The following is a 15,169-nucleotide window of genomic DNA, read 5'->3' as shown; positions in this document are numbered from 1 at the left end:
CTCATCCAGCGGCGGGAGGCGCGATCCGGTCCAGTCGCTTCCACTGTTCGTCGCTGAGACGCAGGCTCGCCGCGGCGACGTTCTCTTCGAGGTGGCCGATCGAGGCGGTGCCCGGGATCGGCAGGACGACCGGTGAACGGCCCAGCAGCCAGGCGAGCGCGATCTGCGCCGCGGTGGCGTCGAGTTCAGCAGCCACGGCCGCGATCTCGGACGCCGCCGTCGAAGTCGCCGTCGATGCCGGGTGGACGGGTCGCCAGGGCAGGAAGGCGATCCCGGCCGCATCACAGGCGTCGAGCACGGCCTCGTGCTCACGATCGAGCAGGTTGTAGCGGTTCTGCACGCTCGCCACGTCGACGATCCGCCGCGCCTCTTCGAGCTCGGCGACCGTCACCTCGGAGAGGCCGATATGGCCGATCCTGCCGTCGAGTTGGAACTCCCGCAGCGTGCCGAGCTGATCGGCGAGCGGCACCATCGGGTCGAGCCGGTGCATCTGGAGCAGCCCGATCCGGTCGACGCGCAGCCTGCGCAGGGCCTGCTCGACCTGCTCACGCAGGAACTCCGGACGGCCGTTGACCGATATCTCCTCGCCGGGACCCGGGCGCTCGATGGCTACCTTGGTGGCGATGAGCAGGTCGTCCGGATAGGGGTAGAGCGCTTCGACGAGAAGGTCCTCGTTGGCGCCCCACCCGTACATGTACGCCGTGTCGATGAGCGTGACGCCGAGTTCGACGGCCCGACGTGCCACCGCGATGCCGGATTCCCTCGCCGCTCCCGCCTCGGTCGGCAGGCGCATGGCCCCGAATCCGAGCCGTCGTACGTCGATTTCTCCGCCGATGCGGAAGGTGCTCGATGTCATGTGTCGCGTCCACCCCTCGGTCGACGCGTCACACTACCTTCACCGTCAGGGCCCGCTCGCCGTCGGCCCGCTAGCCGCGCGGCGTGATGCTGAAGTCGAACGCGGAGGTCCCGGGATCCACCGCCGTCACCCCGCCGTCGACGGTGAGCACCGCGCCGTTGACGAAGGAAGCGGCGGGCGAGAGCAGCCAGGTGATCGCCTCGGCCACCTCATCGGGCTCCCCCGGCCGGCCCGCCGGGAGGAGCCGCGTCGCTTCCTCGTACGCGGCGTCGGCGCCGCCGTCCCCCAGTTGGGCCTCCTCGGCGAAGCGGGCCATCCGCCGGTCCGCCATCTCGGTGCGCACCCAGCTGGGGCACACGGTGTTGGCGCGCAGCCCCGCCTTGCCGTAGTCGACGGCGACGGAACGGCACAGCTGGAGCAGCGCCGCCTTGGACGTCGCGTACGCGGCGTTGGCCACGCCGTTGCGCAGGGCGGCGACCGAGGCGACCGCGACCACCGAGCCCCGCGCCTCGATGAGATGGGGCAGCGCGGCACGCAGGAGGAGGAAAGGGCCGGTGAGGTTGGTGCGCATCACCGTCTCCCAGTCCTCGTCGGAGAGGTCGCCGACCGCTCCGCTGCGCCCCGTACCGGCGTTGAGCACGAGCCCGTCGATGCGGCCGTAGGCTTCCGTGGCCGCCTCGACGAGGCCCGCTACGTCCCCCGGGTCACCCGCGTCGGCGGGGTGGGCGAGCGCCCCGGTCTCCTCGGCCACGCGGCGCAGCGGCTCGGGGCGCCGCCCGGAGACGACGACGCGGTGTCCTGCGGCACGGAGCTGCCGGGCCGTCGCGGCGCCGATGCCCGTGCCGCCACCCGTGACGATGACAACTCGGCTCTCTGTCATGCCTGTTCAGCCTCCGAACGCAGTCGTGAGCACATGCCCATGATCATACGTAGACCGGTGCCCGGCCGCTCACGACCGCGTTCGGAGCGCTCTCGTCCGGCAGTCAGCTGCCGGACGACAGCGCCTACTCGTCGATCGCCGCGCCGAACGCCGCACCGGGTCCGGGCGCGCCCAGCGAGTCCGCGCCGTACGTCCAGGACCCGGACGCGGTGATGCCGCCCGCCCCTGCGGACAGGACCCACACGACGCCGTCACCGGCGTTCTCACCGGGCGCCGCGGCGAGGAGACCGAAGCGTCCGTCGCGGTTCGGGTCCGTCAGGCGCACCTGGGCGCCCCACTTGTCGCCCTTCTCTGCCGCGCCGGGGATGTCCGCGGAGTTCTGGTCCCAGGACTTGGCTCCGGTCGCCGTGACGCCGTGCTCCGAGCCGGGCAGCACCCAGACCGCCCCGGCGTCCGCGACGGTGCCGATGTCCTCGCCGGGTGCGCCGATCGCGATGTCCGCGTAGCCGTCGCCGTCCGTGTCCCCCAGGGACAGGTCGCCGCCCCAGCCGTCGCCGCGCTCGGCGGTGCCGGGCACGCCCGCGGTGTCCTGCGTCCACCACTTGGCCTCGTCCTTGAGGCCGCCCGCGTCGCCGTAACGGATGCCCACCAGGCCACCGGTCTGCGTCTCTCCCCCGTCGTCAGGGGAGTTGGGCTCGCCGGTCACCAGGTCGTCGTAGCCGTCGTTGTCGATGTCGCCGGACGCGGCCACGGGGCCGCCGCGCAGATCACCTTCGTACGTGAGACCGTCGGCGTGCCCCGAGAAGTGCGCGGACCAGCCGTGACCTGGCTCCTCGCCCACGCTCACGCCGGACACGACGAGGTCGGCGTATCCGTTGTTGTCGTAGTCGCCGGTCGTGAGTGACTTCGGCAGGATGTCGCGTCCCTCGGCGGCAGCGGCCAGCGGTTCGCGTGCCTGACGCCGCAGGGGTGCCTGCCCTTCGGGTTGCGGTGCCGCGTCGTACGCGAAGAGTTCCAGGTCGTCCCGGTCCAGTACGGCGAGCACGTCGCCCGGCGTCTGGCCGGTGAAGTGCGCCGCGGCGAGGCCCGAGCCGAACTGCTCGCCCTTGGTGGGTTCCTGGGTCTGAAGCCAGTCGCTGGCCGTGCCGCTGAGGCCCGCCTTGGAGCCCCACAGGATCGCTACCCCGCCGGCGTCCGCCTGGTCGCCGATGTCCTCGCCGGGGATGCCGATGATCGCGTCGTCGTAGCCGTCGCCGTCCAGGTCACCCGTGGCGACGGCCTTCCCGAAGCCGTCGGCCGCCTCGGCGGCGCCCGCGACCCCGGCCGTCGACTGGCTGAAGCGGGCGACGGAGGTGGTTCCTATGCCTCTGGACGAGCCGTACTGGGCCGTGACGAGACCGGCGCCTTTCTGACCACTGACCGTCGCCCCGGGGGCTCCGACCAGGACGTCTTCGTATCCGTCGCCGTTGAAGTCACTGTTGCGGTCGTTGGCATGCGTCCCGCCGGGGGTACCGGCGACGGCGGATGGGGCGGCGGCGATGCACGCGCCGGTGAGAAGGAGAAATGAGGCCGCGGTGAGGGCGGCCGAACGGTTCTTGCGCACGAGCGGCTCCTTTGAAGGAAGGTGGCCGGGCAGCGCGGGGGGTGTCCGGAAAGGGCCCGTTCCTTGTCCGGCGCCCTGTTCGACACCGGATGGGGCACAAGGGTTGTACGCGGCCTTCGTTTCCGTCGTGCTGGTCCTGTCCGGGGCGGCTCAGTGGTCCTTCTTGGTGACCACGAACCGGTCGATGACCAGGTAGTCGATCTCGGTGGCGAGGAAGCACTCCAGCGCGTCCCGCGGCGAGCAGACGATGGGCTCTCCGGCCACGTTGAAGGACGTGTTGAGGAGGCAGGGCACGTCCGTCCGCGCCGTGAAGGCGCGCAGCAGCCGCGCGAGTGCGGGGTTCTGCCGTTCGTCGACCGTCTGGACGCGCGCCGTGCCGTCCACGTGACAGGCGCCGGGGATCCGCTCCTGGTACTCCTCGCGCACCGGGAAGACGAACGTCATGTAGGGCGACGACGTCTTTTTGCCCATCTCGAAGACGCGCGGAGCCTCTGACGCGAGGATGACGGGCGCGAACGGGCGGAAGGGCTCCCGGTGTTTCACCCGGAGGTTGATGATGTCCTTGATGTCGGGGAAGGCCGGGTTGGCGAGGATGCTGCGGTTGCCGAGGGCACGCGGCCCGAACTCGGTGCGGCCCTGGAACCAGCCCACGACGTTCTTCTCGGCCAGCAGTTCCGCCGTCCTGTCGGCGACGGAGGTGACGTCGGCCTCCTCCCGCCATTCGACTCGGTCCGCGTACTGGGCCAGGGTGTCCAGGGTCTGCCTCTCGTCGTACGAGGGCCCCAGGTAGGGGGTGGTGACCGCGTCGGCGGGCCGGTTCCTGAGACCGGCGGCGTAGACGGCCGCGCCGATGGCCACTCCCGGGTCGCTGGCGCCGAAGCTGACCTCCATGCCCGTGAAGGGCGAACGCTCCAGCATCTTCGTGTTGGCGACGCAGTTGAGCGCAAGGCCGCCCTCGAAGAGCAGCGTGTCCAGGCTGGACGCGGCGGTCAGGGACCGCAGTTGATGAGCGGTGACGGCCTCGACCATGTGCTGTGCGAGGCCCGCGACCTTGACGCGGAAGTCGAACTCCTCGCGCTTCTCGCTGTCGCCGCAGAACAGGGCGTCGAACAGGGCGTAGTAGGCCCGTACGTCGGCAGGGATGGAGATGGTGTACGACCCGTTCTCGTGCAGGCGCACGACCTGTTCAAGGAGGGGGTTGTGGAGCGGCGGCGGACCGTACGCGGCCATCCCCATCACCTTGTACTCGTCGTTGTTGGGAACGAACCCCAGATAGCGGGTGATCCTTCCGTAGGCCACGCCGAGTGAGCTGGCCATGTCGACGGTGCCCTCGTCGAAGACGCGGACCACGCCGTCACGCAGCTCGCCCATGACGGAGGAGAGGGTCTCGGCCCTGCCGTCGCTCACCAGGAAGGCGGCGTCGCCCCCGCCGGCCAGGTAGGCGCCGCACATGAGGTGGGCCAGGTGGTGCGGGACGAGGGCGAGCTTGTTGGGGTCCAGTTCGTAGCCGGTGCGCTGGACGAAGTCGCCGTACACCGCTTCGCGGCTGAGCATGTCGGTGTAGAGCTCGCCCGTGCGGCGCAGGGCATCGAATTTCGCGGCAACGGGCAGGTCGCCGTCGCATATTCGCGCCATCATCTCCTCGGCCACGGTCGGTGAGAAGCGCCAGGGGAAGGCGACGACGTCGACCTGGTCGAGCTCGACACCGGCGGAGTCCAGGCACCAGGCGATCGCGTTCGCCGGGAAGTCGGAGGTCTTCTTGACCCGGCTCAGCTGCTCCTCCTCGACGGCCGCGACCACCTCGCCGTCGACCATCAGAGCTGCCGCGGCGTCGTGCCCCACCAGGAGGTTGCGGCCGACGCCGGTCGCTCCGTAGAGACGTCCGAAAAGCTCCGCACCCCTGGTGAATCCGTTGTAACCGAGCACGATCACTGGCCCTCAGCCTCCCAAGCGCGACGGTAGCGGCGCAGGCAGGTTACTCGGCCGGGATACGTGAGGGATAGGCGTGACGCACGAGCATCATGTGGTTTGCTTTCGGGCATGGCAACCAGGAATCCAGGCAATCCGCCTCTTCGTGACCGAAAGGATCCGGCTCGTGGGTATTGACTCTGAGGCCAATCCACCGCTGATCAGCACTGTCGTCGCCGAAGGGTTCGAACGATGGAGCCCCGAACTGCACAAGGACTTCGAGAAGAACGCTCACAACGGCCGGATCGGCCAGACGCTGGTGAAAGAGACTGATGTGCTGCGCGTCTGGGAGACACACCTCCAGCCGGGAGAGCGAATTCCCGTTCACCGGCACGTCCTTGATTACTCATGGACCGCCCTTACGAGCGGACGTGCCCGTCAGCATGAGAGTGACGGCACGTCTCGGGAAATCTCCTACGTCCGTGGAGAGACCTGCCATTTCCGTTTCTCAGAGGGGGCCCATCATCTGCACGACCTGAGGAATATCGGCAACGATGTCCTTTCGTTCATGTGCATAGAGATAAAGGGCGGAGCCAACGAACCAGTTGAGCTCTGAGACAGGCCCCTTCCTCACGGGGCCGAGGAGAGCGCTTCGAGCAGGGTCTTGTTCGCCCGCCGCGTGCCGATGGTGATGCGGCAGGTGGCGGGGACAAGCCTCGCGGTGTCGGCGACGAGAATTCCCGCGTCCCGAAGCTGGTCGACGACACGCTCGTGCTTGTGGAACCTGACCAGCAGGAAGTTGGCCTCCGAGGGGAACACCCGCTCCACCGTGGGGTGTTCGGCCAGGGCCGCGGCCATCCACTCCCGTTCGGCACGAATGCGCTGGATTCCGGCCAGCACCCGTGAGGAGTTGGTCAGCCGGTCCCGCACGGCATGCTGCGACGCGTTGGTGAACCCGAAGGGCACCTGCACCCGCCGCAGGGCGTCGACGATGCCGGGATGGGCCAGGGCGATCCCACAGCGCGCGCCGGCGAGTCCCCAGGCCTTCGAGAGCGTCCTGAGGACGATGAGGTTGTCGTGTTGCCCGATCAACTCGGCGTACGAGGGGTGCTCACTGAACTCGACGTACGCCTCGTCGATCACCACAAGGCCGCGGCTGCGGTCCACCAGTTCGCGCACCTGCGCCCGGTCGAGCCGGGTGCCGACGGGGTTCCCCGGATCGCACAGGACGGTCACCCGCGCGTCGGCAGCCAGAATCCGTTCGGTGTCAAGGCCGTTCAAGTCGTCTCCCCGCAGGGGCACTTCGACGACGGGCAGTCGCAGGAGGCGGGCGAAGTGGGAGTAGAGCTCGAAGGTGGGCGGGGTGACACAGACGCGCTCGCCCGGTGAGGCCAGCGCCGCCAGGAGCAGCATGACACCGTCGACCGCGCCGCTGGTGAACAGCAGGTGTTCCGCGGTCAGTTCGCCGACGCCGTGGTGGCCTGGCAGCTTCGCGATCGTGGCCAGGTATGTCCTCGCGAGGTCCGCCGTGTCGAGTTCGGGGTAGTGGCTCTCGGTGCCCAGGAAGGCGTTGGTGTTGCTCGAAAGGTCGAGCAGGTCGAACCGCGGCCGGTGGCGGAAGCGGGCCGGGCCCGGCACCGTCACCGTCGCGACGGGGGGCGCCGCGAAACCCGACAGGACTGGCTCCGTCGACACCTCTTCCTCTTCCAGGGCTACGAGATCGGGAGCCCGCAGCCAGTGGTCAAGGGGCACGAACAGGTCGGCTCCAAGGCGGCGGTGCGTGGCGGCGTCCCCTTGGCCGAGGTGGACCCAGTCCAGGCCGGAGCGCCGGGCGTCCAGATACAGGCGGTACAGCGACGCCACGTAGAGGTTGCGCCGTGCCACCGGATCGCCGTGGTCGATCGCCTGCGTGAGGTAATAGCTGCCCCGGCCGTTGTGGGACCGCACCGTGAGCCCGGCCTGGACGACGGTGTCTCCTCTACGGCGTACGAACATCTCGGCGCGCTCCGCCAACTCCCCTGTGGCCAGGGCTTCGAGGGCGCCCGTGTTGTACGGGTTGTCGTGGCCGCCGTGGCTCTCGGCGTGGTGCTGGTGCAGTTCCACGAAGGCGTCGCGCGCCCACGGCTTTCCGGCGAGCTCGCTCAACCGGACGCGCTCCCAGGTGACTTCACGGGACACCGCGTGATGTCGGCGGCGCAGATCGGCGAGCTGCCGGGCGCCTACCCGGATCCGCAGCGCCTCGTCCACCTCCCCGGGCAGCCGGGCGACACACTCGGTTCCGGCGGCGACGGGTACGAATCCGGCGGCCCGTAGCGCGCTGGTGTCGTCGGTGCGGCGCACGTGGGGCAGCAGGATCTGGGGCACGCCCAACGCCTCCGCACGGCGCACCAGTTCGTCGAGGGCTTGGGGGGTGGGCGCGGGGCCGGTCGGTGTGTAGGGGGCTCCGCCGCCGACGAGTGTGGGGCGCTTGAGTATCTCGGGGTCGACATCGGCGAAGGCGCTTGCTATGACGCCCAGTTGGGGCAAGGAACACACCGGTTCACCGGTCCCGAGGGCGGCGCCCAGCACGTGCTGCAGCGCGTCGATGTCTGCGGACCTGCGCATGCCGGCTCCACTTCTCTTTCTCTTGTCACTTGGATGTCTTGGCGTTCAGTTGGACGTTCCGGCTCTCCGCGCATCGGTGTACGCGTCGATGCGCTCCCGGTACTCCTCGAACAGTTCGGCCAAGGTGCGGGCGATACCGGCCTTCCAGCCGACCGTGCAGTCACCGATGAGGCCGCGGCGGACACTGTGGTCGAAGATCGCTGTCTCCCGGCTGTAGTCGGTGCGGTCCAGGCTGACCGGCACACCGGTGAGCGCGGACATGTACTCCAGCAGGTCGGTGAAGCCGACCTCCGCGTCGCCGCCCCAGTTCACGACCCGTGCGCGCACCCGCGCCGCGTCCCACAGCAGTGGCACCTGGCGGATGATGTCGTCGGTGTGCAGGAGGTTGCAGTAGTTCTGCCCCTCGCGGGGCACCGCGCACGGCCGCCCCTCGCGCATCTGGTTGAACAGGATCACCGGCACGCCGCCGTGACCGTACGGACCGTAGGCGATGTTGAGGCGCGCTATCACCGTCGGCAGCCCGAGCGCTTCGGCGAGACCCCGTGCCACCCCCTCGGCGGTGATCTTCGCGACGGGGTACGTCGGCAGCCACGGCGCCGACCCGCCCAACGGGTCGCTCTCGCGGTACCGGTGGGTGCCGTCGGCCCTGTCGTAGACGACGCCGGAAGAGACGTACAAGAACGCCTCCGCGGTGGAGCAGTGCGTCATCAGCCGCGCGGTGCCGACGGCGTTGACGCGGGCCGCTTCCTCGAAGTCCTTGCCGTCGCCCCGGTGTACCGCGGAGTGCAGTACGTGGGTGAAGTCGCCCGGGAGGCCCTCCAGTTCGTCGACTGCCATGTTCCAGGTGAAGGTGTGGACTCCGAGTCCTTCCAGGTCCTTGCGGGCGGCCAGGTCACCGAACCGGCCCAGGCACCACACCTCGTTGTCCTGGGCGAGCGCCTCCGCGACGGGCCTCGCGACCTGCCCGGTCCCACCGGTGACGAGAATCTTCTTGCCTTGCATGATCAGCGGCTCCTGGTCGTGTCGGCGATGGCCTCTGCCCGTCCTCAGCCGAGGGCGCGGGTCAGTTCGTGCCGCAAGGTCGCCTGGAAGGTCTGCACGTGCTGCGGGCTCATCAGGGTGTAGTGCTCGCCGTCGACCTCGATGTACGTGTTGGGGTCGCGGGTGAACTCGTCCCAGTGGCGCAGCTGGTTGTCCAGCCATTCCTGTGTGGAGCCGCGCAGCGGGGTGCAGTAGAAGACCCGCACCTGCTCGACCGTCCCGGCCGGTTCGTATGTGCGGCCCAGGTGCACCATGCTCTGTGCGAGGTGTACCCATCGGGTGAACTGGCCGACGGTGAGGTCGAGTTCGGTCAGGCGTCGTTTCGGCGCGTGGTCGATCAGATACTGGAGCTGTTCGGCTTCGGGCAGGCGGCCGAGGGCGGCGGTCAAGCCTTCGACGTCGGCGGCGCTGATCAGCTCCAGGAACAGCGCCAGGTTGATCGCACCGTCGGTGAAGGTGATCTCGTTCATGCGGTCGGAGATGCGCGGCGGCAGGTTGAAGACGCCCACGAAGTCGACCTTGTCGCCTTCTGCCTCCAGGCGTTTGGCGATCTCGAAGGCGACCGCCCCGCCGTAGGAGTAGCCCGCGACGGCGTACGGTCCGCTCGGCTGGGTCCGTCGGATCGCCTCCACATAGGTGGCGACCATTTCGTCGAACGACCCGAAGTGGGTCTCGCCCTCCCCGAACCCCCGTGCCCGCAGCGCGTAGAACGGCCGCTCGCCGGTGAAGTACTTGGCGAGATTGACGAACACCAGCACCTCCCCGAGGCCGGGATGGACGCAGAACAGGGGTGTTCCGTCGCCGGTGACCTGCAAGGGCACAAGCGGGTCGTATCCGGCGTCCCCCTCGGCGTTCCGTCCGGCGCTCAGGCGCCCGGCCAGGGCTCGCACGCTCGGGGCCTGGAGGAGCATGGCCATCGGCACGTCGTCGATACCGAACTCGGCCTGCATCTCCAGCTTGAGGCGCAGTACGTCCAGCGATGTTCCGCCCAGGTCGAAGAAGCTGGCCGTCGCCGGCACCTTCTCGGTGTTCAGTACGCGGGCGTAGAGATCGGCCAGTGCGGTCTCGGCGTCGCCCTCCGGCGCGACGTAGTCGCCGAGGAACCGGGTGCTGACCTCGTCCGACCGGCGGGCCGCCGCGTCCAGGCTCCCGGCTTCGACGGCCGCGCGCAGCCGCGAGCGCTGGACCTTGCCGAGGTTGCCGCGGGGGATGTCGGCTTCGGCGACGGGGAGGATCAGCTGGGGCCGGAACCCCCAGTGCATCACCGTGGAGCTGCGGATCGACACGATGGCGCGGTAGAGGGCCGTGTCGTCGGCGGGATCGCCCGCCGGGACGAACGCGACGGCGAGCTGTTCGGAGTCGGCCCCCTCGGGCCGGATCGGGAAGGCCGCGAGCTGCCCGCGCCGTACGCCGTCCAGCTCGTCGAGGACCGCTTCGAGGTCGTGGCTGTAGTAGTTGACGCCGTTGACGATGACGGAGTCCTTGGTGCGGCCGACCAGCATCAGCCTGCCGTCGGAGTCGAGGCATCCCAGGTCGCCGGTGCGGAACCAGCCGTCGGGGGTGAATGCCTGGGCGGTGGCCTCGTCGTTGCCGAAATACCCGGCGGTGACCATCGTGCCGCGCAGCTGCACCTCCCCCGACTCGGCGCTGCTCGGGTGTTCGGTGGAGGCAAGCACCGTGCCGTCGCCGTCGACGATGCGGATGTGCAGTCCTCGTACGGGGTGGCCCAGCGGAGGGAACTCCGTGTCCAGGTGGCGGGCGGCGAAGTCGCGGTTGAACACGCTGCCCGCGCAGGTCTCCGTCATGCCGAACGCGGGCACGATGACGTCGCCGCGCAGGCCGTTGCGGGCGAGGGTGTCGAGGAACGCCCGCACGGTGGCGGTCACGGTGGCCTCACCGCCGGAGATGATGTGCCGCACGTGCGACAGGTCCAACTCCTGCCGCGGTACGGGACGTTGCGCGAGCGCCTGGTTGATCTGCCCGAACAGGAAGTTGGGCGTGAACGTGACTCTCACCTGGTGGGTCACGAGCATCCTGAGGAACTCCACGGGGTCCGCGAGGACCGTGGCCGGGGTCGTCATGACTTGGTCGGCGCCGTTGAACATCGGCAGTAAGTGCGCCTCGATGGCGGCTATATGGTCGGCCGATATCCAGTTCAGGGAGGTGTCGTCGGGCCCCAGATCCAGCGCCCCTGCCTTCCCGGCCTGCGCCGCGAGGAGGTTGGCGTGCGTGAGCCTGACCGCCTTGCTCGATCCGGTGGACCCGGAAGTGAGCATCAGCAGGGCGAGATCGTCCGGGCCTGGCACATGGGACTGCTCATGCTCGGCCGATGCATGGCTCAACTCCTCCACCGACACGGTCCGCAGCCCGATATCCGGCAGGTCTCCTTGAGCCTCCTTGGAAACGATCACCAAGGGGTCGGCCAGGAGTGTGCGCAGATGCTCCAGCTGCGCACGCCACCGCGCGGGGTCGGCGGGCGGCGCAACCGGGCACGGCACGACACCGGCGAGAACGCACCCCCAGAAGGCCGGGAAGAACTTCTCGGGGTCGGTGGCGGAAATGAGCACTCGGTCGCCAGGGGCGGTTCCGTGGTCGCGCAGTCCTTGGGAAATCCGGCAGGCGCATTCCCGCAGCTCGGCGTAGGAGAGGAAAGATCCGCCGATAAAGGTGACGCCTCGGGAGGTGTTCTGGGCGGCGCGCTCAAGCAGTTGAGGGAGCGTCGAAGAATGACGTTGATCCGGCATGGGGGTGACGACCTCCGAAAGAGAAAAGCACCATGGTGGGGAATCCGGCTCAGCGCACGGCTCCCGTCAACCGCCGACCTCGTTGAATCGCACAATCTCCGCGATTGTTTTCTGCAGTCTCAGCTCGTCCTCGTCAGATACGATTGCTTGCCCGAAACGGCCGTAAGGACCGATGGCGGCGTCCGGCGACGAAGGATACTGAATCTCGTCGAACTGGAAGTTACGCTCAAAATCCTGCTGGGTCAGGCCGACGCAGGAACCGCTCGCGCGGCGCAGAAGTATATATCCATAGAAGCGGTCAGGGGTGCGGATCTCCAGATTCTGGGTGAGCGCTTCCCCTAGCGCGAGACTGATTTCCACGTCGAAGAGGTCGACGCCGTATGTCAATTTGTTGACCTGCGGGGAGAGCGCCCCGGGGAGGCGGACGGCGCACTCACCGAAGGTCAATCCTGTTTCCTGTGCGAATGCTTCGAGATGGAAGACACAATCCGGCGCTTCCAGTCCTGTCAGCGCTTTTTGGACGAGCACATCGGCCTGCCGAAATAGCTCGGGGTGCAGCCTTCTGTCCAGAATGTGCGCGGACAGGATGCCGCCCTGTACGGCGTCGAGCGGCGAGATGTGGTTGCTGCTCATGGAGGACCATTGAAGCTCGCCGTCCTTCCAGATGCCGTCTACGTAGACTTCCGGGGCGTCGACGAACGACTCACCGACGATCTCGACGTCCGACCGGCTCGGGAACAGCTCCAAGGCCCGTGCGTACTCTTCCGGCGTACGGACGATGTTCGTACGCAGGGATCCGGCGCCGATGGCCGGCTTGATGACGAAGGCATCCCCTAAGTCGCCGGAAATCTCCAGGAACGAAGCGTCCTTCGACACATACCGGCAGCGCGCTCGTTTTACTTCGGGCGGCAGTTTGCTCTTCTGCAGATACTTGTCCCGGAAGTAGAGAGCGGACGCTGAATCCGCGTGCCCGGGGAGATTCAACTGCTGCCGCAAATACGCCGCCCCGAAGACACCCATTTCATGGACGGTGAGCACTCCTGCCACATCGTGAAGGCGCGCGGAGAGAACTGCTCGCAATATTTCCTGGGCGTTCTCGATGTCGGCGACGCGCTGGAAACGCCGCCCTTGCGGCGACCCGGCAGGCGCCTGGACGAGATAGTACGGGTCAAAACCCCTGAGTTGCAGCGCCCGGTCGAGATCTTCCCTGTATCCGATGACGATCATCGTCGGTTTCAGCACGCTTGTCTCCCCGAATTACAGCTGGCCAAAACTTTGAGAAAAGCAATCTGCCGTACTGCGACCCGAATGTGATTCGGGTGATCGGTGCGCCGGATCGGTCGAGGCCAACACGCTGGCATCGTGTCACACGAGATCCAGCCATGTGGATATGCCCAAGCATGATCTTTTGATGGGCGAGACGTGACATACGTCACAAGTAAAGCTTTAGTCGGTCAGGCATGAAATGAGCCGCAACACGGCTGATCAGCAAGTCCTATTCACCGCGCGTCCCACTGTCACTTACCTCGCCCTTACATTCCCGGCACGAACAGACACGGCCTACGCAGACGCTATGAATTCGGCCGGTACGGGCAAACAGGACGCGCACGGCACCCCATTTCCCGCGCGGCAGATCATGCGGCGGGGCGACTCCACCCGACCGGGCTGCTACTGCGTTCGGGTGGCTTGATGGAGCCGACGCAACCGGACGACGGCTCCACCGCCTCCTGTCCGACACAGGCACTGCCCGCCCGTCGTGAGGAAGCCGCCATGACTTCACCCGCCACCATCCTGCCGACCGTGAACTGGGACGCGGAAGCCGACTTCCTGCTGCCCCCGCCCGACCCGACACAGCGCCTGGACTTCGGCGTCGACGCCGACGCCGACGTTGCGGCGCGGCCCGTACTGACGTCCTGTGACCGGCACCGTCTCACCCTGCACGCCACGCTCACCAGGGCCGGAATCCCTCCGCACCCGGACGACGTCAAGGCCATCGACGCGCTGAGCGCGCTCGACGACACCGTCGCCCTCGCGATCTGCCGTTGGCTGGGTACGCATGCTCATCCCGCGACGCCGCTCACGTGACGGGGGGCGACGACGCCGCCACCGCGCACCCATCACGCGCGCGCGTTCCGCAGAGGTGACAGAGAGGTGACAGCCTGTCAGCCTCTGCGGAACAGGTCCTGCGGATCGACACGCTCCCAGCCCGAACGCCGGGCGGGCACACGCGGTACTTCACGGTCCCTGGCGCGCCACTCACGCATCAACGCGTCGTAGATGGGGGTCATCGAAGGAGCTTCGCCACCGCCGGCCCTTGTCCCCGCGCGGGGCGGCCGCGGCGAAGGAACCGCTTTCCCCGCATCGCTCATGCCAAGCCCAACGATCCTCCCGCCTTCCGGCAACGCCACCCCCGCGCGGACATGTCCACGCCGGGATCCGACTACGCCGCCTCCCCCTTGGCTCGACGGCGCAGGTCGGCGAGTTCCGTACGCGGCACCTCGTCGACAAGGCGGCGGGACAGGCTGATGAGTCGTCGCCGAAGGGCGGTGTTGCCGACGCCGGGAGCCTGGGCGAGAGCGTTGTAGGTGCGGTCCCAGTCGCGCTGGGTCTGGAGGGGGTCAGGGGTGGGGTCGTTGTGCACCATGACGCCAGTAGAGCATGTGTTCGATTTATTAGGCGAGCCGACGCGAGCCGAAGCCCACCACTCCCCACACCACTCGCAAAGCCGAAGCCGCCCGTACCGAGCGCCGGTAGGCGGACGGCCGGCAGCACCCTCAAGCGCAGTGACGCCCCATATAGGCGTCGAGCGCGGCCGCGCCCGCCAGCATCGCGAGACCCCGCGCCGTCAACCGGTCGCGCCACTCCCCCAGCGTCGCCTGCAGCGGCTCAGTTCCACCGGCGGCCCGGACCTGCTCCAGCACCCGCGCGATCTGCCCAAGGCCGTACCCGCCCCGCCGCAGCTGATGGGCCAGCAGCCCGTCGCGTACGTCGGCGGCCGTGTAGACGCGGTAGCCGGTGCGCCGGTCACGCCGGGGGACGATCAGCCCGGCTCGCTCCCATTTCCGCAGCGTCGCAGGGCGGATGCCGATGCGGTGTGCCAACGGCCCGATGTGCGTCACCCCCGGCTCCGGCTCCCCCGGCGGCGCCAGGTCGCGCAGCGCCACTTCCACGGCCTCCAGCGTGCTGCGGTCGTCGGCCAGCTGCCCGTGACTCGCGTCGATCAGCCGCAGCGCCTCCTGGACCGCGCCGTCGTTCACGGCCCGCATGATCGCCCCGGCGGTCGCATGGCCGTGCGCGGGGATCAACGCCAGGAAGGTCCGCAACGCCGCCGCGTGGCGCGGGGCGTAGACGCGATAGCCGTACGGAGAGCGCTCGGCGGCCGGCAGCACCCCCGACTCCTCGTAGTTCCGCACCGCCTGGGTGGACAGGCCGTGTTCGCGTGCCAGATCGATGGGCCGCAGCCGCATTTTGAAGGTTTGTCCTCATCAGCCGCAGAAAAATCCGCCAAAGTTTACACCGAGGGTTCAACGATA

The 15,169-nt window shown here is 68.4% G+C and carries 13 protein-coding genes; 2 read left to right on the top strand and 11 right to left on the bottom strand.

Features of this window, described 5'->3' with window-relative positions:
• Position 1 precedes the first annotated feature (1 nt).
• From ACGFX9_RS23185 to ACGFX9_RS23170, 4 genes are all read right to left on the bottom strand, one after another.
• Positions 2-856, bottom strand: a complete 855-nt coding sequence (locus ACGFX9_RS23185) for an aldo/keto reductase (RefSeq protein WP_393475013.1) — start codon at positions 854-856, stop codon at positions 2-4.
• Between the two features lie 70 nt (positions 857-926).
• Entirely contained in the window at positions 927-1,736 is an 810-nt protein-coding gene (locus ACGFX9_RS23180; RefSeq protein WP_393475011.1) for an SDR family NAD(P)-dependent oxidoreductase, read from the bottom strand.
• Positions 1,737-1,860: 124 nt separating this feature from the next.
• Positions 1,861-3,339 (bottom strand): esterase, encoded by a 1,479-nt coding sequence (locus tag ACGFX9_RS23175; RefSeq protein ID WP_393475008.1) that lies wholly within the window; start codon positions 3,337-3,339, stop codon positions 1,861-1,863.
• A 150-nt stretch (positions 3,340-3,489) separates the two neighbouring features.
• A complete protein-coding gene (locus tag ACGFX9_RS23170; protein WP_393475005.1) occupies positions 3,490-5,271 on the bottom strand; it encodes a carbamoyltransferase in 1,782 nt (593 codons plus the stop codon).
• 163 nt (positions 5,272-5,434) lie between these two features.
• On the opposite strand from ACGFX9_RS23170, the gene ACGFX9_RS23165 reads away from it, so the two are divergent.
• Positions 5,435-5,863, top strand: a complete 429-nt coding sequence (locus tag ACGFX9_RS23165; protein WP_393475002.1) for a hypothetical protein — start codon at positions 5,435-5,437, stop codon at positions 5,861-5,863.
• A 14-nt stretch (positions 5,864-5,877) separates the two neighbouring features.
• Here ACGFX9_RS23165 and ACGFX9_RS23160 read toward each other — a convergent pair whose 3' ends face one another.
• The 4 genes from ACGFX9_RS23160 to ACGFX9_RS23145 form a co-directional block, all read right to left on the bottom strand.
• Positions 5,878-7,851 (bottom strand): aminotransferase class I/II-fold pyridoxal phosphate-dependent enzyme, encoded by a 1,974-nt coding sequence (locus ACGFX9_RS23160; protein WP_393475000.1) that lies wholly within the window; start codon positions 7,849-7,851, stop codon positions 5,878-5,880.
• Positions 7,852-7,896: 45 nt separating this feature from the next.
• On the bottom strand, positions 7,897-8,853 hold the full coding sequence (locus tag ACGFX9_RS23155) for an NAD-dependent epimerase/dehydratase family protein (protein ID WP_393474997.1): 957 nt from the start codon (positions 8,851-8,853) through the stop codon (positions 7,897-7,899).
• Between the two features lie 44 nt (positions 8,854-8,897).
• The gene (locus ACGFX9_RS23150) at positions 8,898-11,636 is read right to left on the bottom strand and encodes an alpha/beta fold hydrolase (protein WP_393474994.1); all 2,739 of its coding nucleotides are present in this window, start codon (positions 11,634-11,636) and stop codon (positions 8,898-8,900) included.
• Between the two features lie 66 nt (positions 11,637-11,702).
• Positions 11,703-12,863 (bottom strand): acetyl-CoA carboxylase biotin carboxylase subunit family protein, encoded by a 1,161-nt coding sequence (locus ACGFX9_RS23145; RefSeq protein WP_393475411.1) that lies wholly within the window; start codon positions 12,861-12,863, stop codon positions 11,703-11,705.
• A gap of 543 nt (positions 12,864-13,406) precedes the next feature.
• Here ACGFX9_RS23145 and ACGFX9_RS23140 point away from each other — a divergent pair.
• The gene (locus ACGFX9_RS23140) at positions 13,407-13,721 is read left to right on the top strand and encodes a hypothetical protein (protein ID WP_393474991.1); all 315 of its coding nucleotides are present in this window, start codon (positions 13,407-13,409) and stop codon (positions 13,719-13,721) included.
• 77 nt (positions 13,722-13,798) lie between these two features.
• On the opposite strand, the gene ACGFX9_RS23135 is transcribed toward ACGFX9_RS23140, so the two are convergent.
• The 3 genes from ACGFX9_RS23135 to ACGFX9_RS23125 form a co-directional block, all read right to left on the bottom strand.
• Entirely contained in the window at positions 13,799-13,924 is a 126-nt protein-coding gene (locus ACGFX9_RS23135; protein WP_393474988.1) for a hypothetical protein, read from the bottom strand.
• A gap of 152 nt (positions 13,925-14,076) precedes the next feature.
• A complete protein-coding gene (locus tag ACGFX9_RS23130; protein WP_393474985.1) occupies positions 14,077-14,280 on the bottom strand; it encodes a hypothetical protein in 204 nt (67 codons plus the stop codon).
• Positions 14,281-14,410: 130 nt separating this feature from the next.
• Positions 14,411-15,103, bottom strand: coding sequence for a MerR family transcriptional regulator (locus ACGFX9_RS23125; protein WP_393474982.1), 693 nt, complete (start codon positions 15,101-15,103; stop codon positions 14,411-14,413).
• Positions 15,104-15,169: the final 66 nt, after the last annotated feature.

This window comes from Streptomyces sp. NPDC048436 (assembly GCF_043200355.1).
Lineage (GTDB): Bacteria > Actinomycetota > Actinomycetes > Streptomycetales > Streptomycetaceae > Streptomyces.
The sequence above is the reverse complement of the archived record's forward strand: the minus strand, read 5'-3'. Positions and strand labels throughout refer to the sequence as shown.

Excerpts from the sequence above, each read along its gene's own strand:
- ACGFX9_RS23185 (WP_393475013.1), bottom strand. The coding sequence starts at position 856 with ATGACATCGAGCACCTTCCGCATCGGCGGAGAAATCGACGTACGACGG.
- ACGFX9_RS23180 (WP_393475011.1), bottom strand. The coding sequence starts at position 1,736 with ATGACAGAGAGCCGAGTTGTCATCGTCACGGGTGGCGGCACGGGCATC.
- ACGFX9_RS23160 (WP_393475000.1), bottom strand. The coding sequence starts at position 7,851 with ATGCGCAGGTCCGCAGACATCGACGCGCTGCAGCACGTGCTGGGCGCC.
- ACGFX9_RS23155 (WP_393474997.1), bottom strand. The coding sequence starts at position 8,853 with ATGCAAGGCAAGAAGATTCTCGTCACCGGTGGGACCGGGCAGGTCGCG.
- ACGFX9_RS23150 (WP_393474994.1), bottom strand. The coding sequence starts at position 11,636 with ATGCCGGATCAACGTCATTCTTCGACGCTCCCTCAACTGCTTGAGCGC.
- ACGFX9_RS23145 (WP_393475411.1), bottom strand. The coding sequence starts at position 12,863 with ATGATCGTCATCGGATACAGGGAAGATCTCGACCGGGCGCTGCAACTC.
- ACGFX9_RS23140 (WP_393474991.1), top strand. The coding sequence starts at position 13,407 with ATGACTTCACCCGCCACCATCCTGCCGACCGTGAACTGGGACGCGGAA.
- ACGFX9_RS23135 (WP_393474988.1), bottom strand. The coding sequence starts at position 13,924 with ATGACCCCCATCTACGACGCGTTGATGCGTGAGTGGCGCGCCAGGGAC.
- ACGFX9_RS23130 (WP_393474985.1), bottom strand. The coding sequence starts at position 14,280 with ATGGTGCACAACGACCCCACCCCTGACCCCCTCCAGACCCAGCGCGAC.
- ACGFX9_RS23125 (WP_393474982.1), bottom strand. The coding sequence starts at position 15,103 with ATGCGGCTGCGGCCCATCGATCTGGCACGCGAACACGGCCTGTCCACC.